Consider the following 23097-nt stretch of genomic DNA (forward strand, 5'->3'; position numbering starts at 1 on the left):
CGGGGCTGAAAACAGCCCCGGTTACTTAACTTATTGCTGGAAGCCTCAACCTACGCGGTAGTTTGGCGCTTCTTTGGTGATTTGCACGTCGTGAACGTGGGACTCGGCCATGCCCGCGCCGGTGATCCGCACGAACTCAGGCTTGGTGCGCATTTCTTCGATGTTGGCGCTACCGGTGTAGCCCATGGAAGAACGCAGGCCGCCCATCAGTTGATGGATGATGGCGCTCAGGGTGCCCTTGTACGGAACACGCCCTTCGATCCCTTCAGGTACAAGCTTCTCGGCGCCTGCCGAAGAGTCCTGGAAGTAACGGTCGGAGGAACCTTGAGCCTGGGACATGGCGCCCAGCGAACCCATGCCACGATAAGCCTTGTACGAACGGCCCTGGAACAGTTCGATCTCGCCTGGTGCTTCTTCGGTACCGGCAAACATCGAGCCCATCATCACGCAGGAGGCACCGGCAACGATGGCCTTGGACAGGTCACCGGAGAAACGGATGCCGCCGTCGGCGATCAACGGAACGCCTGTGCCTTCAAGGGCAGCGGCGACGTTGGCGATGGCACTGATTTGCGGAACGCCGACACCGGCGACGATACGGGTGGTGCAGATCGAACCAGGGCCGATACCGACCTTGACTGCGTCAGCGCCGGCTTCGGCCAGGGCCTTGGCGGCAGCGCCGGTGGCGATGTTGCCGCCGATGACCTGCACTTCAGGGAAGTTCTGTTTGACCCAGCGAACGCGATCGATCACGCCTTTGGAGTGACCGTGGGCAGTGTCGACCACCACCACGTCTACACCCGCGAGGACCAGGGCAGCGACGCGGTCACCGGTGTCTTTACCGGTACCGACTGCAGCGCCAACACGCAGACGACCTTGATCGTCCTTGCTGGCCAGCGGGTAAGCCTTGGCTTTTTCGATGTCGTTGACGGTCATCATGCCTTTGAGGGCGAATTTGTCGTCGACGATCAGTACGCGTTCGATGCGGTGCTTGTGCAACAATTCTCGGACGTCGTTCTTGTTGGCGCCTTCCTTGACCGTGACCAGACGCTCTTTGGGCGTCATCACTTCACGGACGCTAGCGTCCATGCGGTTTTCGAAGCGCACGTCACGGGACGTGACGATGCCGACCAGGTCGCCATCGTGCAGTACCGGAACGCCGGAGATGTTGTGCTGGCGAGTCAATTCGAACAGTTCACGAACCGTGGCGTCAGCCTCGATGGTGATCGGGTCCTTGACCACGCCGGCTTCGTAACGCTTGACCTTACGCACTTCGGCAGCTTGCTGCTCGATGGTCATGTTCTTGTGGATGATACCGATGCCACCTTCCTGAGCCATGGCAATTGCCAAACGGGCTTCAGTAACGGTGTCCATGGCAGCAGAAACCAGTGGAATGTTCAGCTCGATGCCACGGGTAAGGCGGGTCTTGAGACTGACTTCGTTAGGAAGAACCTCGGAATAACCGGGCACTAAAAGAATGTCGTCGAAGGTCAGAGCTTCTTGGCTGATACGCAGCATCGCGGGGGCTCCCGAGCGGGAAAATGGAAGCGCGCCATTATAGTCAGACACCCCCTCGGGTTCAATGTAAAACTCTGTCTATTATCGACGCAGTGATCGACGGAGGTTTTGGCACACAAATCCCGTAGGAGCGAGGCTTGCCCGCGAAGGCCTCACCGCGGTACATCAGGTAGACCGAATCGATGCTTTCGCGGGCAAGTCGGATCGCCGCACCGCTCGCTCCTACAGTTCGACTTTTACCCAACTCACAGGCTGATCCAGCCAATCGGCAAATTCGTCGATAAAGCTCTGCTTGAACCCGGCCTCGAGCCAGTTGTTGAAGATAAACCCCAGGTTGGAAAAGCCGCATTCCTGCAAGAACAGAAACCCGTTGATGTCATCCTCATGTCCGCATTCAGGGCACGTGAAATTATCGGTGCGCCCCGGCATCCACTCTTCCAGGCTTTCAAACAGCGCTTCGCCGATTTCCTTGCGGCACTCGGCGCAGCCGGCTTCTTCGAGAAACCCCTTGGCCGGTGTATAGATGCAGCGCTTGGTGATGATCTCCAGGCCATTGATCGGCTCGCCGAACGGCAGCGCGTCAGGGTGCAGGACCACCGCGCGGGCACCGTCGGCGATGGCGTGGGCCATGCGATTGCCGGTGCGGCCACAGGTGGTCAGTTCTTCTTTAATAATGTTCTTGCGCACCAGCCAACGCACGACCGCCCGGGCCCGGGGTTCGTGTACCGGCAGGGTGGAGATTTTCGGGACGATGATGCTTTGGGAGTTCATGGTGCAAGCCTACTGCGTCAAATGGATGTTCTGCGATGGCGCCAAGTCGGCCGGCAGCTTAATCCCTGACGAAATCCGGTCAAGTACTCAAATAGCGCCCGATCAAGGCAATCCCGCTGGCCAGCACCAGCCAGGTCACCAGCCGCACGAATGCCTCGCGGGACAATTTCAGGGTCAACCGCCGGCCGATCCACAACCCCAGCGCCATCGCCGGCAACAAACACAGCGCCAGTACCAACAAGGGTAGCTCGGCATACACACCGGCGATGGCAAACAGGCTCAAACGCACCACGGTGCTGCAACTGATCAGCGCACTCTGGGTCGCCCGGGCCGCGTCCTTGGGCAGCCGACTGTTCAAATAGATCGCATATAAAAAGCCGCCACTGCCAAACAGCGCCCCGAACATCCCGCCCACCGTGCCCATCGGCACCGCCCACCCGGCGGACAATTGCGCCGGACGGGTTTTAATCCACAGGCTGTAAATCGCATAGGCGCTGATAAACAGCCCCATCAACAGCAGCAAAACATCGGATTTCAGGTTCAACAGAAAAATCACTCCCAACGTGCAGCCCACTGCCATGCATGGCAGCAGCCGCAGCAATTCGGGCCTCGCTACATCCCGTCGCGAGGGCAGCAGATTGCCGAATGCCGCGACGAAATCCAGCAACACCAGCAGCGGCACGATTTTCGACAGCGGCATGAACAGGATCAGAATCGGCCCCGCCACCAGCGCGGTGCCAAAACCGGCGATGCCGAACACGATGTAGGCCAGGGCAACGCCCAACCCGATCACCAGCCAATCCACCGTACCCCACGGCCATTGGTTTAACAGCTCCAGCACATTCATCGACACGGCTTCCTTTTATTCCAGTGCTGACTTTAGCCAGCGCCGAGCGTTGCGACTAATATCTTCAACATCGACTACCTATCTCGAAAAGGCATGCCTTGTGCTTTCAACCCGTCAATTGCGTTACTTCGTGGAAATCGCCGAGAGCGGCAGCTTCAGCGCTGCGGCCGAACGACTGTTTATTGCTCAATCTGCCTTGAGCCGGCAGATCAAGGACATGGAAACCCGGCTGCAAACCCCGCTGTTCGAACGCACCGCGCGCCAGCCCCGTTTGACGGCGGCGGGCGAGGCCTTTTTGCCTCGGGCCAGAAACCTGCTGAACGAACTGACCAAGGCCAGCGAAATGGCCACTCAGGTGGGAAACGGTCAACTCGGCACTTTGCGCCTCAGCCATTCCAGTACCGTGCCCATGAGCGGTCGGCTGCTGCGAGGCATCAGCGTCTATCTGGATCGGCACGCCGGTGTGTCCGTGGACATCGTCAAGCTGTCCTCCGAGACGCAACTGGAAGAACTAGCCGAAGGTCGCCTCGATGTGGGTCTGTTGCGCCTGCCGGTATTACGTCAGCGTGAAGGGGTGCAGATTGTTCCGCTGTACAGCGAGCGTCTATTACTGGCGGTACCGCCGAATCATCGGCTGGCTGTGGATAAGTTCGCGCAAGGCATCGATCTGGCGCAGTTGAAGAATGAAGCGTTTATTTCCATCCCTCATCCACAGCGTGGCGGCCTGAGTTATCTGTCCGCCGAGTTGTGCATGCGCCAGGGGTTCTTTCCCCAAGCGGCTCGGGTGGTGTCACGCAAAACCACGCAACTGCAATTGATCCTGGCCGGGTTCGGCATCGCGCTGTTGCCGGAATCGATGCAAGACATCGCGCCGCCGGATATCCACTTTCTGCCCTTGGCCGATCCCGATTGCCACAGCACCGTCGCCCTCGCCTGTCGGCAACATCCCACGGCACTGGTCCAACACTTCATCAAATCCTGCGCAGATCATTGTGGGAGCGAGCTTGCTCGCTCCCACAATGGATTTACGCTGACTCATGGAGATTGATCGCCGAATGCCTTTAAACTGCGCCCCATGATTAAAGATCCCTTTGCAAGACTCGGCCTGGACCGGGAAGTCCTGACTGTCAGCCAGCTCAACGGCCGCGCGCGGGTGTTGCTCGAAGACGTGTTCAGCAACATCTGGGTCGAAGGCGAAATCTCCAACCTCGCCCGCCCGGCGTCCGGCCATGTGTATTTCACCCTCAAGGACAGCGGCGCCCAGGTGCGTTGCGCGCTGTTTCGACAGAACGCCGCGCGGGTTCGCCAGGCGCTGAAGGACGGTTTGGCGGTCAAGGTTCGCGGCAAGGTTTCGCTGTTTGAAGGTCGTGGCGACTACCAGCTGATTCTCGACACCGTGGAACCGGCCGGTGACGGCGCCCTGCGTCTGGCCTTCGATGCGTTGAAGGAAAAACTCAGCGCCGAAGGCCTGTTCAGCGCCGAGCGCAAAGTGCCGCTGCCGGCGCACCCGCAACGCATCGGCATCATCAGCTCGCCCACCGGCGCGGTGATCCGCGACATCATCAGTGTGTTCCGCCGCCGCGCGCCGCAGATCCAACTGACGCTGATCCCCACCGCCGTGCAAGGCCGCGAAGCCACCGCGCAGATTGTCCGCGCGCTGAAACTGGCGGACGCCCGCGGTTTCGACGCGTTGATCCTGGCCCGTGGCGGCGGTTCTCTGGAAGACCTCTGGTGTTTTAACGAAGAAGCCGTGGCCCGCGCCGTAGATGCCTGCGTGACGCCGATTGTCAGCGCTGTCGGCCACGAAACCGATGTGTCGATCAGTGACTTTGTCGCCGACGTCCGCGCCCCGACACCGTCCGCCGCGGCCGAGCTGCTCGCGCCGGACTCCAACGATCTGGTGCGGCGCGTCGAAAGTCTGCACCGACGCCTGGTGATGCGCATCCGCGACCGTTTGATGCGTGACCGGCTGCGCCTGGAAGGCATGGCCCGTCGTCTGCGCCACCCAGGGGAACGTCTGCGTCAGCAGGCACAACGTCTGGATGATCTGGACATGCGCATGCGCCGCGCGTTCGAACGCAGCCTCAATACCCGTCGCGAACGCTTGATCCGCCTGGAAACCCGCCTCGCCGGGCAACATCCGGGGCGACAACTGGCGATGCTTCGCCAGCGCCTCGACAGCCTCGCCGAGCGCCTGCCCCGAGCCATGCGTGAAGGGCTTAAGTCCCGTCGCCTGCAACTGCAAAGTCAGATGCAGACGCTGCATGTGGTCAGCCCGTTGGCGACCCTCGCGCGTGGCTACAGCATTCTGCTGGACGAGCGCGGCAACGCAATCCGCAGCGCCGCGCAGACCCACACCGGCCAGCGCCTGAAAGCCAAACTGGGCGAAGGTGAACTGCACGTGCGGGTCGAAGACAATCACCTGACGCCCGTCACCCTTTCTTTACTGGATTGATCCATGCCGCGCTTTTTAGCTCCGCTGCTGTTGCTGTGCCTGACTTTCAATGCCCACGCCGACAGTTACATCACTCGCTTGTTGAACAAGCCGGTACCGGGTGGCGTGGCGGTGGTGGATCTGGGCAACTCCGCCCAGGCGCCGAAAGCCAGCTATCAAGGCAAACCGGTATTGGTGGTCAAGGAACAGAACAACTGGCTGGCCATTGTCGGCGTGCCGCTGACTGTCAAACCGGGCAGCCAGTCGCTTAGCAGCGGTGGTCGCAACCTGAACTTCACCGTCGGCGGCAAGCAATACCCGGAACAGCACATCACCCTGAAAAACACTCAGCAGGTCAATCCGAACCCGGAGAATCTCAAGCGTATCGAGGGTGAGCTGGCGGAACAGATCCAGGCCTACCGCAGCTTCAGCCCGAACACCCCGAGCAATCTGCTGCTGGACAAACCGGTCAACGGGCCGCTGTCGAGCAAGTTTGGCGTGCGCCGCTTTTTCAATGGAGAAGAACGCAATCCCCACGCGGGCCTCGACTTCGCGGTGCCTGCCGGCACGCCGATCAAGACCCCGGCCGCCGGCAAGGTGATCCTGATCGGTAATTACTTCTTCAACGGCAACACGGTGTTCGTCGACCACGGCCAGGGTTTTATCAGCATGTTCTGCCACATGTCGAAGATCGACGTGAAGGTCGGCCAGCAACTGGCCCGTGGTGGCGTGGTCGGCAAAGTCGGCTCCACCGGGCGCGCGACCGGGCCGCATATGCACTGGAACATCAGCCTGAATGATGCGCGGGTGGATCCGGCGATTTTTATTGGGGCGTTTCAGCCATAGATAGTTGTTGAGGCTGATGGCCCCTTCGCGAGCAAGCCCGCTCCACATTAGATTTTCGGCGTGCACAGAAATGTGTTCACGCCGATCAAATGTGGGAGCGGGCTTGCTCGCGAAGGCGGCCTCATTGGCGCCGCTTATTCCGCCTCAAGGTCCTCAATCCCGTGGACCTCCGTGTGCGCCAGACACTCTTTGATCCAGGCCTGGGTTTCCTCCGAGAAACCAGCCAACTCTTCAGGTGTGATTAGCTCATGAGTACACAGGCCCAGCAAATGAGCAGGCGCTTCATTGCGTGAATGACCGAAAACGCCAAACGCCCAATACAGCTCTTTTTGCCCGGCCTTCAGCAGTTCTTCACTGGCTTCAATACGTTCATAAGGCGCCAGGCTTTTATCCAGCACCGTACGCTCGACCTCCTCCATGATCCGAATACACATCCGCTCATGGGCTACCGGACGCAGTGCGCTATAGAGCTTCCAATCCGACTCGTTCATTGCCGACTCCTGCTTTCTGGTCGCCTGGTTGAGGCTTTAAGAATAGCTGCGTCGACCGAACTGCAATCGCCAACCTTCAATTGCGCATCGCTCAAACCTCGCGCAAACATCAATACAATCTCTGCCATTCACCGCAACAAAATCTCAATAAACTCCACTTTTCGAGTATTCCTCTCAATTTTTTTCGACTGCTTGCCATCCTTTCCCCCCGCGGTTAGGGTTGAAGGCATGAAAACCTCTCACACCCTCATTCAGCTTCGCCAGCACCGCAGCCTGTGCCTCGTCAGCGCACGACTGCCAGGCTGAATCGCGGTGCCTCGTCTTACGCTTTATCCCCAGAACATTTGATCCACCGGCAGGCCGCCTTTTTTCGGCCCACACAATAAGGATTTTCCGATGAGCATGCTCAAAGACCCGTCTTCGAAATACCGCGCGTTCCCGACCATCGACATCCCGGATCGCACCTGGCCATCGAAGACCATCACCGCAGCGCCGATCTGGTGCAGCTCGGACCTTCGTGACGGCAACCAGTCGCTGATCGAGCCAATGGACGCGGTCAAGAAGCTGCGTTTCTGGAAAACCCTGGTGCAAGTCGGCGTGAAAGAAATCGAAGCCTCGTTCCCGGCCGCTTCGCAGACTGACTTCGACTTCGTGCGTACCCTGATCGAAGACGGCCACATCCCGGACGACACCACCATTCAGGTGCTGACCCAGGGCCGTGAAGATTTGATCGCGCGCACCTTCGAATCCCTGCGCGGTGCCAAGAAAGCCATCGTTCACTTGTACAACGCGACCTCCCCTTCCTTCCGCCGCATTGTCTTCAATCAGGACAAAGACGGGGTCAAGGCCATCGCCGTGAACGCCGCCAAGCTGTTCGTCAAATACGCCGCCCAGCAGCCGGAAACCGAGTGGACTTTTGAATACTCGCCAGAAACCTTCAGCGCCACCGAACTGGAGTTCGCCAAGGAAGTCTGCGACGCAGTGATCGAAGTGTGGAACCCGACGCCTGAGCACAAGGTGATCCTCAACCTGCCTGCCACCGTTGAATGCGCCACCCCGAACATCTATGCCGACCAGATCGAATGGTTCGGCCGCCACATCAATCGTCGTGACAGCGTGATCATCAGCCTGCACACCCACAACGACCGTGGCACTGGCGTAGCCGCCACCGAACTGGGCCTGATGGCCGGCGCCGACCGTGTCGAAGGCTGCCTGTTCGGCAACGGTGAGCGTACCGGTAACGTCGATCTGGTGACTGTGGCGTTGAACCTCTACACCCAGGGCGTCAACCCTGAGCTGGACTTCTCCGACATCGACGGCGTGCGCAAAGTCGTCGAAGAGTGCAACCAGATTCCGGTGCACCCACGTCACCCGTACGTCGGCGACCTGGTTCACACCGCGTTCTCCGGCTCCCACCAGGACGCGATCCGCAAAGGCTTCGCCCAGCAGCAACCGGACGCCCTGTGGGAAGTGCCATACTTGCCGATCGACCCGGCCGACATCGGCCGCAGCTACGAGGCGGTGATTCGCGTCAACAGCCAGTCGGGCAAGGGCGGTATCGCTTACCTGCTGGAACAGGAATACGGCATCAACTTGCCGCGCCGCATGCAGATCGAGTTCAGCCAGGTCGTGCAGCGTGAAACCGATCGTCTGGGCCTGGAGATGACAGCCCAGCAAATCCACGCGCTGCTGCACAGCGAGTACTTGCAGGCCAACACCCCGTACGCGCTGGTCAGCCATCGCTTGCAGGAAGAAAACGGTCACAGCGCCGTGGAAGTGGAAGTCTCCAGTAAAGGCCAGGGCGAAACCAACCTGCACTGGCGTGGCAAGGGCAACGGCGCGCTGGAAGCGCTGGTGGCCGGTCTGCCGATTCCGGTGGAAATCATGGACTACAACGAACACGCCATCGGCGCGGGCACCAATGCCAAGGCTGCGGCCTATATTGAACTGCGGGTGAATGGTGAGCGTGCGGTGCACGGCGTCGGTATCGATGAAAACATCACCACCGCCAGCTTCAAGGCTCTGTTCAGCGCGCTGAACCGCTCCCTGAGCCAGCCGGAAGCAAAAGCGGCGTAAAGAGCCCTGCGCTGTAATGCAAAAGGCCCCGGGGTGTGAACCACGGGGCCTGATCGTTCCCACGCTCTGCGTGGGAATGCAGCCCGTGACGCTCCGCGTCACTGGACGCGGAGCGTCCCTTGAGGCATTCCCACGCAGAGCGTGGGAACGATCGGTTACGTGAACTCGAAGGTATCCGCATCCAGATTTGCCGGGAACCGTGCGCGATAAGCCGCCAGTTCCGCCGCGTCCAGAACGACCTTGAAGACCCCATCGGCATCGCCTGCGCTGAGCAATGTCTCACCCTGAAAATCCAGCACCTGACTGTCTCCGGTATACGCAAAGCCTTTGCCATCGATACCGATGCGGTTCACCGCCGCCACATAGCAGAGGTTTTCAATCGCCCGGGCAGGCAGCAAACGGTTCCAGTGCTGGCGCCGGGCGCCCGGCCAATTGGCGGTGTACAACAGCAAATCGGTATCTTGCGGGTCGCGGCTCCAGACCGGGAAACGCAGGTCGTAGCAAATCAGCGGCCGTACTCGCCAACCCTTCAATTCGAACTGCACTTGACGCTCGCCCGGGGTGAAATGGTTGTGCTCGCCCGCCATTCGGAACAGATGACGCTTGTCGTAGTGCCACACCTCCCCGTCTGGCCGCGCCCACAACAGACGATTGCGATGGCTACCGTCAGGCACCTGAACGATGATGCTGCCGGTGATCACCGCATCCAGTTTCGCCGCCTGAACCCGCAACCATTTACTGGTGGGGCCATTTTCCGGCTCGGCAAGGGTTTCCGATTCCATGGAGAAACCGGTGGTGAACATCTCCGGCAGGATGATCAGGTCCGCGCCGCGAGCCTGCTCCAGCAAGGGCTCGAAATGCTGCAGATTGGCCTGACGATCATGCCAGGCCAAGGTGGTCTGGATCAGCGCAACATTCAGATTGGGCAGAGTACTCAGATCACGCATAGTTTTGCCGCTGCTTCACGCAGGGTCTCCTCGCGTTTGGCAAAGCACAGACGCACCAGGCGCTGGCCTGCGGGTGGCGTCTGGTAGAACACCGAGATCGGAATGCTCGCGACGCCATGTTCGCGGGTCATCCACAGCGCCATCTCGACGTCATTGAGGTCCGGGCGAATCTGCGAATAATCGACCAGCTGGAAATACGTACCGGCCACCCGGGTGAAACGGAAGCGCGATGGTGTCAGCAGATCGCAGAACAGATCGCGCTTGGCCTGATAGAAGTCCGGCAACTCTTCGACGTGTTCCGGGTGCTCGGCCATGTAATCGGCCAACGCGTATTGCAACGGCGTCACGCCGCAGAAACTGACGTACTGGTGAACCTTGCGCAGCTCGGCGGTAAGGGCTGGCGGAGCCACCACGTAACCGGTTTTCCAACCGGTGACGTGGTAAGTCTTGCCAAATGAACTGACCACAAATGCGCGCTGATAGAGTTCTTCGTGGGCCAATACGCTGACGTGAGGCACACCGTCGAACACCAGGTGCTCGTAGACCTCATCACTGATCACATAGATGTCGCGGTCGCGGATCAACGCCGCCAGTTGATCCAGCTCGGCACGGCTGACCAGTGCGCCGCTGGGGTTGTGCGGGGTGTTAAGAATGATCATCCGCGTACGCGGGCTCAGCGCATCGGCAAGCTTCTGGAAGTCGATGCTGAAATCGTTGAGGCCCAGTTGCACATGCACGCAACGACCACCGGCCAGCTCCACCGAAGGTTCATAACTGTCATAGGCCGGATCAAACACGATGACTTCGTCACCGCTGTGGATCACCGCCTGAATGGCGCAGAAGATCGCCTGAGTTGCGCCGGGGGTGACCGTCACTTCGCTGTCGGCATCGACATGGGCGCCGTAGCTGCGAGCGATCTTCGCCGCAATCTGCTGACGCAACACCGGCAGACCAGTCATCGGCGAATACTGGTTGTGGCCAATGGCGATATGCCGACCGACCGCATCGCGCAGGGCCTGAGGGCCGTCGAAATCGGGAAACCCCTGAGACAGATTGATCGCCCCGGTTTGCGCCGCGAGCTGAGACATCTGCGTGAAGATGGTGATGCCGACATTCGGCAGCTTACTGGTGATCATCGGTGATTCCCTGCGCTACACCCGGCTCTAACGGCGGCACGGGAGAGCCCGAGGATAGCCCAAACGGCGCCCATAAAAAAAGGGCGCCCATGGGCACCCTTCTTTAATTTGATCGTTCCCACGCTCCGGCGTGGGAATGCATCCCGTGACGCTCTGCGTCACATTCGCGGTGGACGCAGAGCGTCCATGGCAGCATTCCCACGCAGAGCGTGGGAACGATCAATATCCACCTGAATCAGCGCTTGTCGCGGCGCTTTTTGTCGGCCTTTTTGTGGTGTGACATCATGCGGCGCTTCTTGTTGACCTGACGGTCGGTGAGCGAGTTCTTGTTGCCTTCGTACGGGTTCTCGCCGCCCTTGAACTCGATGCGGATCGGCGTACCGACCAGCTTGAGCACACGACGGTAGGTGTTTTCCAGGTAACGGACGTAAGACTTCGGCACCTTCTCGATCTGGTTACCGTGGATCACGATGATCGGCGGGTTGGCACCACCCAAGTGGGCATAACGCAGTTTGATCCGGCGGTTGTTGACCATCGGTGGCGCGTGCTCGCCGACCGCATCTTCCAGAATCTGGGTCAGGCGGTTGGTCGGCCAGCGGGTGACCGCGGACTTGAACGAGTTCTGTACCGACGCGTAGAGGTTGCCTACGCCGGTGCCGTGCAGCGCCGAGATGAAGTGGATGTCGGCGTAGTCAACGAAGAACAGTCGACGTTGCAGCTCGACCTTCACGAAGTCGCGCTCGCTCGGCGTCATGCCGTCCCACTTGTTGATCGCGATGACCAGCGCACGACCCGATTCAATGGCGAAGCCCAGCAGGTTGAGGTCGTGGTCCACCACGCCTTCGCGGGCATCCATCACGAAGATCACCACGTTGGCGTCTTTGATCGCCTGCAGGGTTTTGACCACGGAGAACTTTTCGACTTCTTCGTGGATCTTGCCGCGCTTGCGCACACCGGCGGTGTCGATCAGCGTGTACTTCTCGTCGTTACGCTCGAACGGGATGTAGATACTGTCGCGGGTGGTGCCGGGCTGGTCATAAACGATTACCCGGTCTTCACCGAGCATGCGGTTGACCAAGGTCGATTTGCCAACGTTCGGACGGCCGATAATGGCGATCTTGATACCGTCTTTTTCGCTCGGGCCAGGAATGCGCTTGGCTTCCTCACCTTCGGCAACGATCTCTTCTTCGCCTTCTTCCGGTTCTTCTTCGTCTTTCGGGAAGTCGCTCAGGGCGATTTCCAGCATCTGGGTGATGCCACGACCATGAGCACCGGCGATCGGGATCGCGTGGCCCATGCCCAACGGGGCGAATTCGGCGCGGGCCATTTCAGGGTCGATGTTGTCGACCTTGTTGGCAACCACGTATGAACGCTTGTTACGCTTGCGCAAGTGCTCGGCGATCATCTGGTCGGCCGCGGTGAAACCGGCCTTGGCATCTACCAGAAACAGAACGACATCCGCTTCTTCAATGGCCAGCAGCGACTGCTCGGCCATTTTTTCGTCCATACCGTGCTCGTCACCGGAGATACCACCGGTGTCGACCAGAATGTAGGAACGCCCTTGCCACTTGGCCTCACCGTACTGGCGATCACGGGTCAGACCAGACAAGTCGCCGACGATGGCGTCGCGAGTCCTGGTCAGGCGGTTGAACAAGGTGGACTTGCCGACGTTCGGTCGGCCCACCAGGGCGATTACGGGAACCATGCGGCTCTCCACTTCGTTATTTCAGAAAATACAAAAGCCGCTGCGAGGCAGCGGCTGGTGCTCGGGGCAGCGCCTGTAAGCACTGCGAGCCCCGCAGAACGGGGCCGCTTGGGGGTTAAACCCCAAGCATAGTCTTTACTTAATGGTCAGGGCTTCCAGTTTGCCACTGTTGCCATACAGATAAATCGTGTCACCCACCACCAGCGGACGGGCGCGCAGGCCGTCGCTGTCGATGCGCTCGCGGCCGACGAAACGACCGTCCACCTGACTCAGCAGGTGCAGGTAACCTTCCATATCACCGACTGCAACATAGCTGGAAAACACTTCCGGAGCCGACAGTTGACGGCGGGCCAGCGAATCGTTGCTCCACAACGCAGTGGTAGAACGTTCGTCGACGCCTTCAACGGTGCCTGCGGACAGGCTCACGTAGACGCTGCCAAAACCCTGAGCAACGCCGGCATAGCTGGAAGCATCACGCTGCCAGAGCTGACGACCGCTTTCCAGGTCCAGTGCCGCGACACGCCCCTGGTAGCTGGCGACATACAGTGTACCGCCGGACAGCAGCAAGCCACCGTCGATATCGACCACACGCTCCAGCTCCGAACGACCTTGTGGAATCGCTACGCGTTGTTCCCATACCGGCACGCCGTTGGAAACATCCAGAGCGACCACTTTACCAGTCGACAGGCCAGCCACCGCGAGGCGGTTGGTGACGATCGGTGCGCTGGTGCCGCGCAGGGTCAGAACCGCTGGCGTGCTGTCATACAACCAGCGCTGGTTGCCGGTAGCGGCATCCAGACCGATCAGACGGTCATCCTGGGTCTGAACCACAACAACGTCACCGTTGGTGGCCGGCGGCGCGAGCACTTCACTGGTCACGCGGGCGCGCCATTTCTCTTCACCGCTGCTGGCATCCAGGGCAACGATTTCGCCCTTGAGCGTGCCGATCATGACCAGACCGTACCCCACGCCAACGGCGCCGGAGACAGGCAGTTCGAGATCCTTCTTCCATTTGACGTCGCCATTGCTGCGATCCATCGCCATCACCACGCCGGTGACGTCGGCGGCATAGATGGTATCGCCATCGATCGCCGGAACCAGCATGTTGTAGGTTTCGCCCTGACCGTTACCGACCGAACGACTCCACTGCTTTTGCAGAACCACTTCTTCTTTGAAGTCGGTCAACTCGGCCGGTGGCAATTCTTTTTTGCTGTTGCTGCTGCAACCCGCGGCCATTATGGCCAGAGCCAGCAATGCTGCATGTTTCCAACGGATCACGTCACGCATCCCCTTTGGCCAGGTCGTCCAGCTTGATTTGTAGGCCACCGACCGCCGCTTCATCCGACAGTGCCGCCTTGGCTTTTTGATACGCCGTGTTCGCTTCGTCGGTACGACCCAACTGCACCAGCAGGTCGCCTTTGAGTTCTTCGCGAGTGGCCAGGAAAGCTTTGTCGGCATCGCCTTCAAGCAGTTTCAGGGCTTCGTCGACCTTGTTCTGCGCGGCCAGTACCTGCGCCAGGCGCTGACGGGCAATTTCGCCGAGTGCCGGGTTGGCCGGTTTGGCGACAATGGCTTTCAGCTCGCTGACTGCGTCGTCCAGCTTGGCGCTGTCGACCGCAACTTTCGCCACGAACAGGCTGCCATATTGTGCGTAAGCGGTGCCGCCGAATTCGCTGTTGAGCTTGCCAGCCAGATCCGAAACACGTGCGGCATCAGGCTTGCCATCAGGCGTCAGCGTGGTTTCGAGCAATTGTTGATAGAGAATCGAGGCGCCTTGCGACTGATTGCTCTGATACTTCTGAAAGGCCTGCCAGCCGAACACGATGACCAGCGCCAACAGGCCGCCAGTGACCAGGGGCTTGCCGTTGCGTGTCCACCAGTCCTTCAACTCCGCCAGATGTTCGTCTTCGGTACTCGACACCCCAATACTCCTTAATCGCTAAATCGGCTGTTTGACAGCTTCAACCCTGCACGACGCAGGTGGCCAGGTGTGCAGCAAGCGCATCCCAGGCAATGCTTTGTTGTTCGCCCTGGCCACGCAGGGGTTTGAAACCTACCACTTGCTGGGCCATTTCGTCCTCACCGAGAATCAATGCGTACAGCGCACCGCTCTTGTCGGCTTTCTTGAACTGGCTTTTGAAGCTGCCGGCACCGGCATTGACCTGCAGGCGCAGGTTGGGCAACTGATCACGAACACGCTCGCTCAGGGCCAGACCGGCGAGTTCGGCGGCTTCACCGAAGGCGCAGAGGTAGACATCGACCTGACGGGAGATTTCTTCGGGAATCTGTTCCAGGGTTTCAAGCAGCAGCACCAGACGCTCGATGCCCATGGCGAAGCCAACGCCCGTGGTCGGCTTGCCGCCCATCTGCTCCACCAGACCGTCGTAACGACCGCCGGCACAGACGGTGCCCTGGGCGCCCAGCTTGTCGGTGACCCATTCGAAAACGGTCTTGCTGTAGTAATCCAGCCCGCGAACCAGCTTCGGATTGATCACGTAAGGAATGCCGGCGGCGTCCAGACGAGCCTTGAGGCCGTCGAAGTGCGCGCGGGATTCCTCGTCGAGGTAGTCGGCCATTTTTGGCGCGTCGGCCAACGCCGCTTGAGTGTCGGGGTTCTTGGTATCCAGAACCCGCAGCGGGTTGGTCTTCAGGCGGCGTTGGCTGTCTTCGTCCAGTTGATCCAGGCGAGCAGACAGGTATTCGACCAGGGCTTCACGATAACGACCACGGGACTCGCTGGTGCCCAAGCTGTTGAGTTCGAGCTTGACCGCATCGCGGATACCCAGCTCGCCCCAGAGGCGCCAGGTCAGCACAATCAACTCGGCGTCGATGTCCGGACCGTCGAGATTGAAGACTTCGCAGCCGATCTGGTGAAACTGGCGATAACGACCTTTCTGCGGACGTTCGTGACGGAACATCGGACCGATGTACCAGAGTTTCTGCACTTGGCCGCCGCCGGTGATGCCGTGTTCGAGCACCGCGCGCACGCAGGCCGCCGTGCCTTCAGGGCGCAGGGTCAGGGAATCGCCGTTGCGGTCGTCGAAGGTGTACATCTCTTTTTCGACGATGTCGGTCACTTCACCGATGGAGCGTTTGAACAGCTCGGTGAACTCGACGATTGGCATGCGAATCTGCTTGTAACCGTAGTTATCCAGCAGACGCGAAACAGTGCCCTCGAAATGACGCCACAGGGGGGTCTGCTCGGGCAGGATGTCGTTCATGCCACGAATGGCTTGCAGAGACTTGCTCACTTTAAATCCTTAAATTCATTCGGCTCTTTAGTCAGAGTCAGCCGCGAGCGATTACAGCTGCGTCGGCTTCGACCTTTTCGGCCGCTTTCTGGCGGATCAAACGTTCAAGCTCATCCACCAGATTGTCATTCGTCAGTTTCTGCGACGGCTTGCCGTCGATGTAAATCAGGTTTGGCGTGCCGCCGGTCAAGCCGATATGGGCTTCCTTGGCTTCGCCCGGCCCGTTGACTACGCAACCGATTACCGCGACATCCAGCGGCACCAGCAGGTCTTCGAGGCGCCCTTCCAGCTCGTTCATGGTTTTGACCACATCGAAGTTCTGCCGCGAGCAGCTCGGGCAGGCGATGAAGTTGATGCCACGGGAACGCAGGTGCAGGGATTTGAGAATGTCGTAGCCGACTTTCACTTCCTCGACCGGGTCGGCCGCCAACGAGATGCGAATAGTATCGCCAATCCCTTCGGCGAGCAGCATACCGAGGCCCACGGCGGATTTCACCGTGCCTGAACGCAAACCACCGGCTTCAGTGATGCCCAAGTGCAGCGGCTGGACGATTTCCTTGGCCAGCAGGCGGTAGGCGGCGACGGCCATGAACACGTCGGAGGCTTTCACGCTGACCTTGAAGTCCTGGAAATTCAGGCGCTCAAGGTGTTCAACGTGACGCAAGGCGGACTCGACCAGCGCAGCGGGAGTCGGCTCGCCATATTTCTTTTGCAGGTCTTTTTCCAGGGAACCGGCGTTGACGCCGATGCGGATCGGAATCCCGCGATCACGGGCAGCATCGACCACCGCACGCACGCGATCTTCACGACCGATGTTGCCTGGGTTGATCCGCAGGCAATCCACACCCAGCTCGGCGACGCGCAAAGCGATCTTGTAGTCGAAGTGGATGTCGGCCACCAATGGTACTTTGACCAATTGCTTGATCTTGCCGAAGGCTTCGGCGGCGTCCATGTCCGGCACGGAAATCCGCACGATATCGACGCCAGCGGCTTCCAGACGATTGATCTGGGCCACGGTGGCGGCCACGTCATTGGTGTCGCTGTTGGTCATGCTCTGCACAGCGATAGGCGCATCGCCGCCCACGGGCACGTTGCCGACCCAGATCTTGCGAGATTCGCGACGTTTGATTGGAGATTCGCCGTGCATGACTTATTGACCCAACTTCAGGCGAGCAGTCTCGCCACTGGTGAACGGAGCGACATCAACCACCTGCCCGTTGTAGCTGACCTGCGCGCCACGGGCGAAGCCCAGACGCACGGAAAAAGGCGGTTTGCCGCTGACAGTAACATTTTCGCCTTTACGCTTGAGACCACTCAACAGCACCTTACCCGTGCCATCGGTCACTTGCGTCCAGCAATCGGCGGTGAATTGCAGTTGAACCTGGCCTTGGCCGGCCACCGGAGTTGCTGGAGCTGAAGCCGGGGCGGTCGGAGCAATCGGAGCAGTGATAACCGGTGCCGGTACAGCGGGAACAGCCGGGGCTGGTGTCGCCAGTGTCGCGACCACCGGAGCAGTGCTGTGGGCCGCAGCCGCAGGCGTTACAGCTGGAGCCGCTGGCGCTGGAACCGGTGCGCTCGTTTCGGCACTGACTGGCTCCTCGGTCGAAGACTCGGCCTGAGGCAGCGCAAGAGGTGTTTCACCTTCAGCCTGCCCCTGGGCGACGGCCTGATCTTCCGGCTCGTCCAGCGGATGGATCTGGGTGGTGCCGTCGGCACCTTCGACTTCAACGTGTTCCGGGCTCAGGCCGACCAGGTCCTTGGTACGCGAGGAAGTTTGATCCTGCCACCAGACAAAACCACCGCCAATCACCGCGAGCAGCAACAACAGGCTGACAATTCGCAAAATGGTGTGGGAAACCCGAACCGGCTCTTCGATACGCCCCAGGCTGTGAACGTTGCTGCCCTGGGAGTCGGTGCCGGTGGATTGGTCGAACTGCTGGACCAGAACGGCCTGGTCCATGCCGAGCAATTTGGCATACGCGCGAATATAGCCACGAGCAAAGGTGTGCCCAGGCAGCTTGTCGAAAGCGCCGGCTTCCAGATGATTCAGGGAATTGACGGTGAGGTTGAGCTTGAGGGCCACTTCGGCCAGCGACCAGCCATTGCTTTCGCGGGCCTGGCGCAAAGTCTCACCGGGGTTAACGCGATTCGCTGCTACAACTTCGGGATGCGCCGCTTTCATCATTGCTCCGACAGGTATTGCTGATATTCCGGCGTACCGGGATAGAGTCGTTTTAATTGCAGGCCAAAACTGGCGGCCTTGTCGCGATCTTCGAACACTTTTGCCAGCCGAACGCCGAGCAATAGACTACGTGCATTTTGTTCGGTGAGCAGGCTAAAACGGTCGTAATAGTCACGCGCTGGCACATAATGCCTGTCTTCGTAAGACAACTCAGCCATTTCCAGCAATGCACGTGGCTGTTGGCGATTCAAACGCAGGGCTTTTTCCAGTTGCTGGCGGGCCAGATCACGCTGGCCAAGCTTTGAAGCGGTCATGCCCAGGTTTTCGAAAACCCGCGAACGCTCAGGATACAGGGTATCGCCGGCGGCCTGTTCGAAGCGTTCGTACGCCTCTTTGTAACGTTTCTCTTCGAAAAGAAAACTGCCGTAGTTATTCAGGATTCGTGCATCGGCGGGGCGAGAAGACAGCGCCTTGCGAAAATGCTGATCGGCCAGTTCCGGCTCCATCTCGGCCTGGAACACCAGCCCCAGTGCCGCGTTGGCGTCAGGATCCGAGCTGTCCAGGTCCAAAGCCTTCTTCAGCGGGACTTTGGCGCGCTCGGTCATGCCTTGCTGCAGATACCCCAGGCCCAGCTGCACGTAGGCGGCACGCGCTTCATCACGGCCCTTGCTGGTCTTCATCGGATTGAAATCGCCCGACAGGACACAACCAGCACAAAGGCTGGCCAACAGCACAAGCAGCGCGAAGCGCAGGGACATAGAGATCCTCTCTTAATTATTGTTCGCGGCGTTTGTGGCGATATCGTTTTCGGCGCTCAACTCGCGCACGGCGATATAACGTTCGCTGCGACGGGTGCGATCCAGCACCTGCCCTACCAATTGGCCACACGCGGCATCGATGTCTTCACCGCGGGTGGTGCGTACGGTGACGTTGAAGCCTGCATGGTGAAGCTGATCCTGGAACCGGCGAATCGCGTTGTTGCTCGGGCGCTCGTAACCGGAATGCGGGAACGGGTTGAACGGAATCAGGTTGATCTTGCACGGGATGTTCTTGAGCAACTCGATCATCTCAACGGCATGTTCAACCTTGTCGTTGATGTCCTTGAGCAAGGTGTACTCGATAGTCAGCACGCGCTTTTCGCCCAGGGACGACATATAGCGCTGGCACGACTCGAGCAGCATCTTAAGCGGATATTTCTTGTTGATCGGCACCAATTGGTTACGCAATGCGTCATTGGGTGCGTGCAGCGACAACGCCAGGGACACGTCGATGTGCTTGGACAGCTCATCGATCATCGGCACCACGCCCGAAGTGGACAGGGTCACGCGGCGCTTGGAGATCCCGTAGCCCAGGTCATCCATCATCAGATGCATGGCGGCCACGACGTTGTCGAAGTTAAGCAGCGGCTCACCCATGCCCATCATCACCACGTTGGTGATGGCACGGTCGGCGGTCGCCGGGATGCTGCCAAACGATTTATTGGCAATCCACACCTGACCGATCACTTCGGCGGCGGTGAGGTTGCTGTTGAAACCTTGCTTGCCGGTGGAGCAGAAACTGCAATCCAGGGCACAGCCTGCCTGGGACGAAACGCACAGAGTGCCGCGTTTGCCCTGGGGAATGTACACGGTCTCGACGCAGCTACCGGACGCCACGCGCACCACCCACTTACGGGTGCCATCGGTGGAAATGTCCTCGCTGACCACTTCGGGGCCGCGGACTTCAGCAATGGCCTTGAGCTTGTCGCGCAAGGCCTTGCTGACGTTCGTCATGGCGTCGAAATCATCAACGCCAAGGTGGTGAATCCATTTCATTACCTGACCGGCACGGAAACGCTTCTCCCCGATTGAGTCGAAGAATTTTTCCATTTCCTGTTGAGTCAGACCCAGCAGGTTGGTTTTTACAGTCGATGTAGTCATGGATTCACCTTCACTCTTAAGCCAATGCTTAGCGAGTGGTTACTTCAGTAGCTGCGAAGAAGTACGAGATTTCGCGAGCAGCAGCGGCTTCGGAGTCCGAACCGTGTACAGCGTTGGCGTCGATGGAATCAGCGAAGTCAGCGCGGATGGTGCCGGCAGCAGCTTCTTTAGGGTTGGTAGCGCCCATCAGCTCACGGTTCAGAGCGATAGCGTTTTCGCCTTCCAGAACCTGAACGACAACCGGACCGGAGATCATGAAAGCAACCAGGTCGCCGAAGAAACCACGGGCGCTGTGCTCAGCGTAGAAGCCTTCAGCTTCAGCTTTGGACAGTTGCTTCAGTTTCGAAGCTACAACGCGCAGGCCAGCTTTTTCGAAACGAGTGGTGATCTCGCCGATAACGTTTTTTGCAACAGCGTCAGGCTTGATGATGGAGAAAGTACGTTGAACAGCCATGGTGTAACTCCAGAAACGGTAATTTGCGAAAAATTAAACCCGCGAATTATACGCGGGTTCTTGGGTATTGCCTAACTGCGTACGGCGCAGACTCAGTCTGCTTCTTCGATCCAGGCGGCCTGAATGGCTTCAAGCACCTTCTCGCCACCGCGGGTCGGATCATCACTGAACTCCGGCAATGCCAGCACCCATTTGTGCAGATCGACGAAGTTCACGTAACGCGGGTCCACATCTGGCTTGGTTTCAGCCAGCTGGATCGCGATTTCAAGCACATCAACCCATTTCAGACTCATGTCGATTCCTTGAATCAGTGCGGCGCTTCGGCTGCATGGTTGAGCGAGTATTTCGGAATTTCGACGGTCAGGTCTTCAGTCCCGACGATCGCCTGACAGCCTAGACGCGATTGCGCTTCCAGACCCCAGGCCCGATCAAGAAAGTCTTCTTCCAGCTCATCCGCCTCTTCCAGCGAATCAAAACCTTCGCGGATGATGCAATGGCAGGTAGTGCAGGCGCAGACGCCGCCACAGGCGCTTTCCATCTCGATATGGTGTTCGTGGGCCAGTTCGAGAATGGAAATACCGGGCTCAGCCTCTACAACCATGCCTTCCGGGCAGAACTTCTCGTGTGGCAGAAAAATGACCTGCGGCATCAGTTATCCTCGATTTCATTCAGGTTGCGCCCCGCCAGAGCGGCTTTCACCGTCGAATTCAGGCGGCGGGCAGCAAAGGCATCGGTCACCTGCGACAAACGCTTGGTCTGCTGCTCGATGGCGTAACCATCGGTGCCTTTCATCAATTCGGTCAGTTCCTGCATCTGCAATTCGATGACCATGCGCTCTTCGGCGTCGAGCAGGCGTTCGCCGTCAACTTCCAGAGCGCCCTGCACCGCCTCGATCAGGCGCTGGGCATCGACTTGCTGCTCACGCAATACGCGGGCGACTTTGTCGTCGTTGGCATGCTGGAACGAATCCTTGAGCATTTTGGCAATTTCGCCGTCGGTCAGGCCGTAGGACGGTTTGACCTGGATGCTGGCTTCGACGCCCGAACCCAATTCGCGGGCCGAGACACTGAGCAGACCGTCGGCGTCGACCTGGAAGGTCACGCGAATCTTCGCCGCGCCGGCCACCATCGCCGGAATACCACGCAATTCGAAGCGCGCCAGGGAGCGGCAGTCGCTGATCAACTCACGCTCGCCCTGCAATACATGAATCGCCATGGCCGACTGGCCATCTTTATAAGTCGTGAAGTCCTGGGCCCGGGCGACGGGGATGGTGGTGTTGCGTGGAATCACCTTCTCCATCAGGCCGCCCATGGTTTCCAGCCCCAGGGACAACGGAATCACGTCGAGCAACAGCAGCTCGCCGCCGTCACGCTTGTTGCCGGCCAGGGTATCGGCCTGGATCGCGGCACCGATGGCCACGACTTGGTCCGGATCGATTTCAGTCAGCGGTTCGCGACCGAAGGCGTGCGCAACGGCTTCGCGGACGCGAGGCACGCGCGTCGAGCCGCCGACCATGACCACGGCGTGTACGTCTTCCAGCTCGACGCCGGAATCACGCACCGCGCGGCGGCAGGCTTTCAGGCTGCGAGCAACCATCGGCTCGATCAGCGCATTGAAGGCTTCACGGGTCAACTCGGCCTTCCAGTCGCCATAAGCAACTTCGACGGACGAGCAATGGGTCAGGGCTTCTTTGGCCGCACACGCGGTTTGCAGCAGATTACGTTGCGTACCCGGATCGAGGTCGGCCGACAAACCGGCGCTCTCGATGATCCAGCCAGCAATAGCATGGTCAAAGTCATCGCCACCCAGGGCGCTGTCGCCCCCGGTAGCCAGCACTTCGAAGACACCGCCGGTCAGGCGCAGAATCGAAATATCGAAGGTGCCGCCGCCCAGGTCATAAATCGCGACCAGGCCTTCGGCGTGCTGATCCAGACCATATGCGACCGCGGCGGCGGTTGGCTCATTGAGCAAACGCAGCACGTTCAGACCGGCCAGCTTGGCCGCATCCTTGGTGGCTTGACGCTGGGCATCATCGAAATAGGCCGGAACGGTAATCACTGCGCCAACCAATTCGCCACCCAAAGTCGCTTCAGCGCGCTGACGCAGTACCTTGAGGATATCGGCGGAGACTTCGACCGGGCTTTTCGGGCCTTGCACCGTGTCGATGAACGGCATGTGCGATTCGCCGTCGACAAAACGGTACGGCAGCTGATCGCCCAATTGCTTGACGTCGGACAGACCACGACCCATCAAGCGCTTGACCGACAGCACAGTATTCAAAGGATCGGAGGCGGCAGCCAGTTTGGCCGACTCGCCAACTTCGACGCGATCGGCGTGATAACGCACGGCAGACGGCAGGATGACCTGCCCTTGCGCGTCGGCCAGAGGCTCGGAAAGACCACTGCGCAACGCAGCGACCAGCGAATTGGTAGTGCCCAAGTCGATCCCCACAGCCAGACGACGCTGGTGCGGTTGAGGACTTTGGCCGGGTTCGGCGATCTGCAGTAGGGCCATCGTGATCAG

Annotated in this window: 22 protein-coding genes; 4 read left to right on the top strand and 18 right to left on the bottom strand. The window is 59.5% G+C overall.

The genetic code is table 11. The annotated features are described in order from the left end of the window. Positions 1–45 precede the first annotated feature (45 nt). From guaB to LOY56_RS21100, 3 genes are all read right to left on the bottom strand, one after another. The gene (gene guaB, locus LOY56_RS21090) at positions 46–1515 is read right to left on the bottom strand and encodes an IMP dehydrogenase (RefSeq protein ID WP_258616972.1); all 1470 of its coding nucleotides are present in this window, start codon (positions 1513–1515) and stop codon (positions 46–48) included. Positions 1516–1737: 222 nt separating this feature from the next. Then, the gene (locus LOY56_RS21095) at positions 1738–2286 is read right to left on the bottom strand and encodes a hypothetical protein (protein WP_050682715.1); all 549 of its coding nucleotides are present in this window, start codon (positions 2284–2286) and stop codon (positions 1738–1740) included. Between the two features lie 79 nt (positions 2287–2365). After that, on the bottom strand, positions 2366–3133 hold the full coding sequence (locus tag LOY56_RS21100; RefSeq protein ID WP_258616973.1) for a sulfite exporter TauE/SafE family protein: 768 nt from the start codon (positions 3131–3133) through the stop codon (positions 2366–2368). A 100-nt stretch (positions 3134–3233) separates the two neighbouring features. On the opposite strand from LOY56_RS21100, the gene LOY56_RS21105 reads away from it, so the two are divergent. The 3 genes from LOY56_RS21105 to LOY56_RS21115 are packed head-to-tail and all read left to right on the top strand — an operon-like array spanning position 3234 to position 6413. Then, a complete protein-coding gene (locus LOY56_RS21105; RefSeq protein WP_258616974.1) occupies positions 3234–4181 on the top strand; it encodes a LysR family transcriptional regulator in 948 nt (315 codons plus the stop codon). A 27-nt stretch (positions 4182–4208) separates the two neighbouring features. Next, positions 4209–5588 carry an exodeoxyribonuclease VII large subunit gene (xseA, locus tag LOY56_RS21110; protein ID WP_258616975.1) on the top strand — a complete coding sequence of 460 codons (1380 nt, stop codon included), beginning with the start codon at positions 4209–4211 and terminating at the stop codon, positions 5586–5588. Between the two features lie 3 nt (positions 5589–5591). Further along, positions 5592–6413 (top strand): M23 family metallopeptidase, encoded by an 822-nt coding sequence (locus LOY56_RS21115; RefSeq protein ID WP_258616976.1) that lies wholly within the window; start codon positions 5592–5594, stop codon positions 6411–6413. A gap of 134 nt (positions 6414–6547) precedes the next feature. Here the strand turns inward: LOY56_RS21115 and LOY56_RS21120 are convergent, their stop codons facing one another. Continuing rightward, positions 6548–6904, bottom strand: a complete 357-nt coding sequence (locus tag LOY56_RS21120) for a hypothetical protein (protein ID WP_258616977.1) — start codon at positions 6902–6904, stop codon at positions 6548–6550. A 396-nt stretch (positions 6905–7300) separates the two neighbouring features. Here LOY56_RS21120 and leuA point away from each other — a divergent pair, with 396 nt between their 5' ends. After that, positions 7301–8980, top strand: coding sequence for a 2-isopropylmalate synthase (gene leuA, locus LOY56_RS21125; RefSeq protein ID WP_258616978.1), 1680 nt, complete (start codon positions 7301–7303; stop codon positions 8978–8980). Positions 8981–9135: 155 nt separating this feature from the next. Here leuA and LOY56_RS21130 read toward each other — a convergent pair whose 3' ends face one another. The 14 genes from LOY56_RS21130 to hscA form a co-directional block, all read right to left on the bottom strand. Continuing rightward, positions 9136–9927 (bottom strand): amidohydrolase, encoded by a 792-nt coding sequence (locus tag LOY56_RS21130; RefSeq protein ID WP_258616979.1) that lies wholly within the window; start codon positions 9925–9927, stop codon positions 9136–9138. After that, positions 9915–11063 (bottom strand): pyridoxal phosphate-dependent aminotransferase, encoded by a 1149-nt coding sequence (locus tag LOY56_RS21135; protein WP_258616980.1) that lies wholly within the window; start codon positions 11061–11063, stop codon positions 9915–9917. The genes LOY56_RS21130 and LOY56_RS21135 overlap by 13 nt, the downstream gene beginning before the upstream one ends. Before the next feature lie 235 nt (positions 11064–11298). Next, positions 11299–12768, bottom strand: a complete 1470-nt coding sequence (gene der / locus LOY56_RS21140) for a ribosome biogenesis GTPase Der (RefSeq protein WP_038981746.1) — start codon at positions 12766–12768, stop codon at positions 11299–11301. 135 nt (positions 12769–12903) lie between these two features. After that, positions 12904–14055, bottom strand: a complete 1152-nt coding sequence (gene bamB / locus LOY56_RS21145) for an outer membrane protein assembly factor BamB (RefSeq protein ID WP_258616981.1) — start codon at positions 14053–14055, stop codon at positions 12904–12906. After that, positions 14048–14689: a tetratricopeptide repeat protein gene (locus LOY56_RS21150; protein ID WP_258616982.1), complete on the bottom strand. Its 642-nt coding sequence runs from the start codon at positions 14687–14689 to the stop codon at positions 14048–14050. Before LOY56_RS21150 ends, bamB begins: the two co-directional genes overlap by 8 nt. Positions 14690–14729: 40 nt before the next feature. Then, positions 14730–16019 carry a histidine--tRNA ligase gene (gene hisS / locus LOY56_RS21155; RefSeq protein ID WP_258616983.1) on the bottom strand — a complete coding sequence of 430 codons (1290 nt, stop codon included), beginning with the start codon at positions 16017–16019 and terminating at the stop codon, positions 14730–14732. Between the two features lie 37 nt (positions 16020–16056). After that, a complete protein-coding gene (ispG, locus tag LOY56_RS21160) occupies positions 16057–17166 on the bottom strand; it encodes a flavodoxin-dependent (E)-4-hydroxy-3-methylbut-2-enyl-diphosphate synthase (RefSeq protein ID WP_010457850.1) in 1110 nt (369 codons plus the stop codon). 3 nt (positions 17167–17169) lie between these two features. Continuing rightward, on the bottom strand, positions 17170–18201 hold the full coding sequence (locus LOY56_RS21165; protein WP_258622819.1) for a RodZ family helix-turn-helix domain-containing protein: 1032 nt from the start codon (positions 18199–18201) through the stop codon (positions 17170–17172). Next, complete coding sequence (gene pilW, locus LOY56_RS21170) at positions 18201–18959, bottom strand: type IV pilus biogenesis/stability protein PilW (protein ID WP_258616984.1); 759 nt, start codon at positions 18957–18959, stop codon at positions 18201–18203. The genes LOY56_RS21165 and pilW overlap by 1 nt, the downstream gene beginning before the upstream one ends. A 12-nt stretch (positions 18960–18971) precedes the next feature. Beyond that, entirely contained in the window at positions 18972–20120 is a 1149-nt protein-coding gene (gene rlmN / locus LOY56_RS21175; protein ID WP_007903600.1) for a 23S rRNA (adenine(2503)-C(2))-methyltransferase RlmN, read from the bottom strand. 28 nt (positions 20121–20148) lie between these two features. Beyond that, positions 20149–20574 carry a nucleoside-diphosphate kinase gene (ndk, locus tag LOY56_RS21180; RefSeq protein ID WP_007916882.1) on the bottom strand — a complete coding sequence of 142 codons (426 nt, stop codon included), beginning with the start codon at positions 20572–20574 and terminating at the stop codon, positions 20149–20151. A gap of 92 nt (positions 20575–20666) precedes the next feature. Then, positions 20667–20867, bottom strand: coding sequence for a Fe-S cluster assembly protein IscX (gene iscX / locus LOY56_RS21185; protein WP_050681789.1), 201 nt, complete (start codon positions 20865–20867; stop codon positions 20667–20669). A 14-nt stretch (positions 20868–20881) separates the two neighbouring features. Further along, complete coding sequence (gene fdx, locus LOY56_RS21190; RefSeq protein WP_008014719.1) at positions 20882–21223, bottom strand: ISC system 2Fe-2S type ferredoxin; 342 nt, start codon at positions 21221–21223, stop codon at positions 20882–20884. Next, positions 21223–23088: a Fe-S protein assembly chaperone HscA gene (gene hscA, locus LOY56_RS21195; protein ID WP_258616985.1), complete on the bottom strand. Its 1866-nt coding sequence runs from the start codon at positions 23086–23088 to the stop codon at positions 21223–21225. The genes fdx and hscA overlap by 1 nt, the downstream gene beginning before the upstream one ends. Positions 23089–23097 lie beyond the last annotated feature (9 nt).

This window comes from Pseudomonas sp. B21-048 (assembly GCF_024748615.1).
GTDB lineage: Bacteria > Pseudomonadota > Gammaproteobacteria > Pseudomonadales > Pseudomonadaceae > Aquipseudomonas.

Bases quoted from the DNA above. Each gene is read 5' to 3' on its own strand.
- xseA (WP_258616975.1), top strand. From the start codon at position 4,209: ATGATTAAAGATCCCTTTGCAAGACTCGGCCTGGACCGGGAAGTCCTG.
- ndk (WP_007916882.1), bottom strand. From the start codon at position 20,574: ATGGCTGTTCAACGTACTTTCTCCATCATCAAGCCTGACGCTGTTGCA.
- rlmN (WP_007903600.1), bottom strand. From the start codon at position 20,120: ATGACTACATCGACTGTAAAAACCAACCTGCTGGGTCTGACTCAACAG.
- bamB (WP_258616981.1), bottom strand. From the start codon at position 14,055: ATGCGTGACGTGATCCGTTGGAAACATGCAGCATTGCTGGCTCTGGCC.
- guaB (WP_258616972.1), bottom strand. From the start codon at position 1,515: ATGCTGCGTATCAGCCAAGAAGCTCTGACCTTCGACGACATTCTTTTA.
- LOY56_RS21100 (WP_258616973.1), bottom strand. From the start codon at position 3,133: ATGAATGTGCTGGAGCTGTTAAACCAATGGCCGTGGGGTACGGTGGAT.
- LOY56_RS21120 (WP_258616977.1), bottom strand. From the start codon at position 6,904: ATGAACGAGTCGGATTGGAAGCTCTATAGCGCACTGCGTCCGGTAGCC.
- LOY56_RS21130 (WP_258616979.1), bottom strand. From the start codon at position 9,927: ATGCGTGATCTGAGTACTCTGCCCAATCTGAATGTTGCGCTGATCCAG.
- LOY56_RS21135 (WP_258616980.1), bottom strand. From the start codon at position 11,063: ATGATCACCAGTAAGCTGCCGAATGTCGGCATCACCATCTTCACGCAG.
- der (WP_038981746.1), bottom strand. From the start codon at position 12,768: ATGGTTCCCGTAATCGCCCTGGTGGGCCGACCGAACGTCGGCAAGTCC.
- LOY56_RS21115 (WP_258616976.1), top strand. From the start codon at position 5,592: ATGCCGCGCTTTTTAGCTCCGCTGCTGTTGCTGTGCCTGACTTTCAAT.
- pilW (WP_258616984.1), bottom strand. From the start codon at position 18,959: ATGTCCCTGCGCTTCGCGCTGCTTGTGCTGTTGGCCAGCCTTTGTGCT.
- iscX (WP_050681789.1), bottom strand. From the start codon at position 20,867: ATGAGTCTGAAATGGGTTGATGTGCTTGAAATCGCGATCCAGCTGGCT.
- LOY56_RS21095 (WP_050682715.1), bottom strand. From the start codon at position 2,286: ATGAACTCCCAAAGCATCATCGTCCCGAAAATCTCCACCCTGCCGGTA.
- leuA (WP_258616978.1), top strand. From the start codon at position 7,301: ATGAGCATGCTCAAAGACCCGTCTTCGAAATACCGCGCGTTCCCGACC.
- ispG (WP_010457850.1), bottom strand. From the start codon at position 17,166: ATGCACGGCGAATCTCCAATCAAACGTCGCGAATCTCGCAAGATCTGG.
- fdx (WP_008014719.1), bottom strand. From the start codon at position 21,223: ATGCCGCAGGTCATTTTTCTGCCACACGAGAAGTTCTGCCCGGAAGGC.
- LOY56_RS21165 (WP_258622819.1), bottom strand. From the start codon at position 18,201: ATGAAAGCGGCGCATCCCGAAGTTGTAGCAGCGAATCGCGTTAACCCC.
- hscA (WP_258616985.1), bottom strand. From the start codon at position 23,088: ATGGCCCTACTGCAGATCGCCGAACCCGGCCAAAGTCCTCAACCGCAC.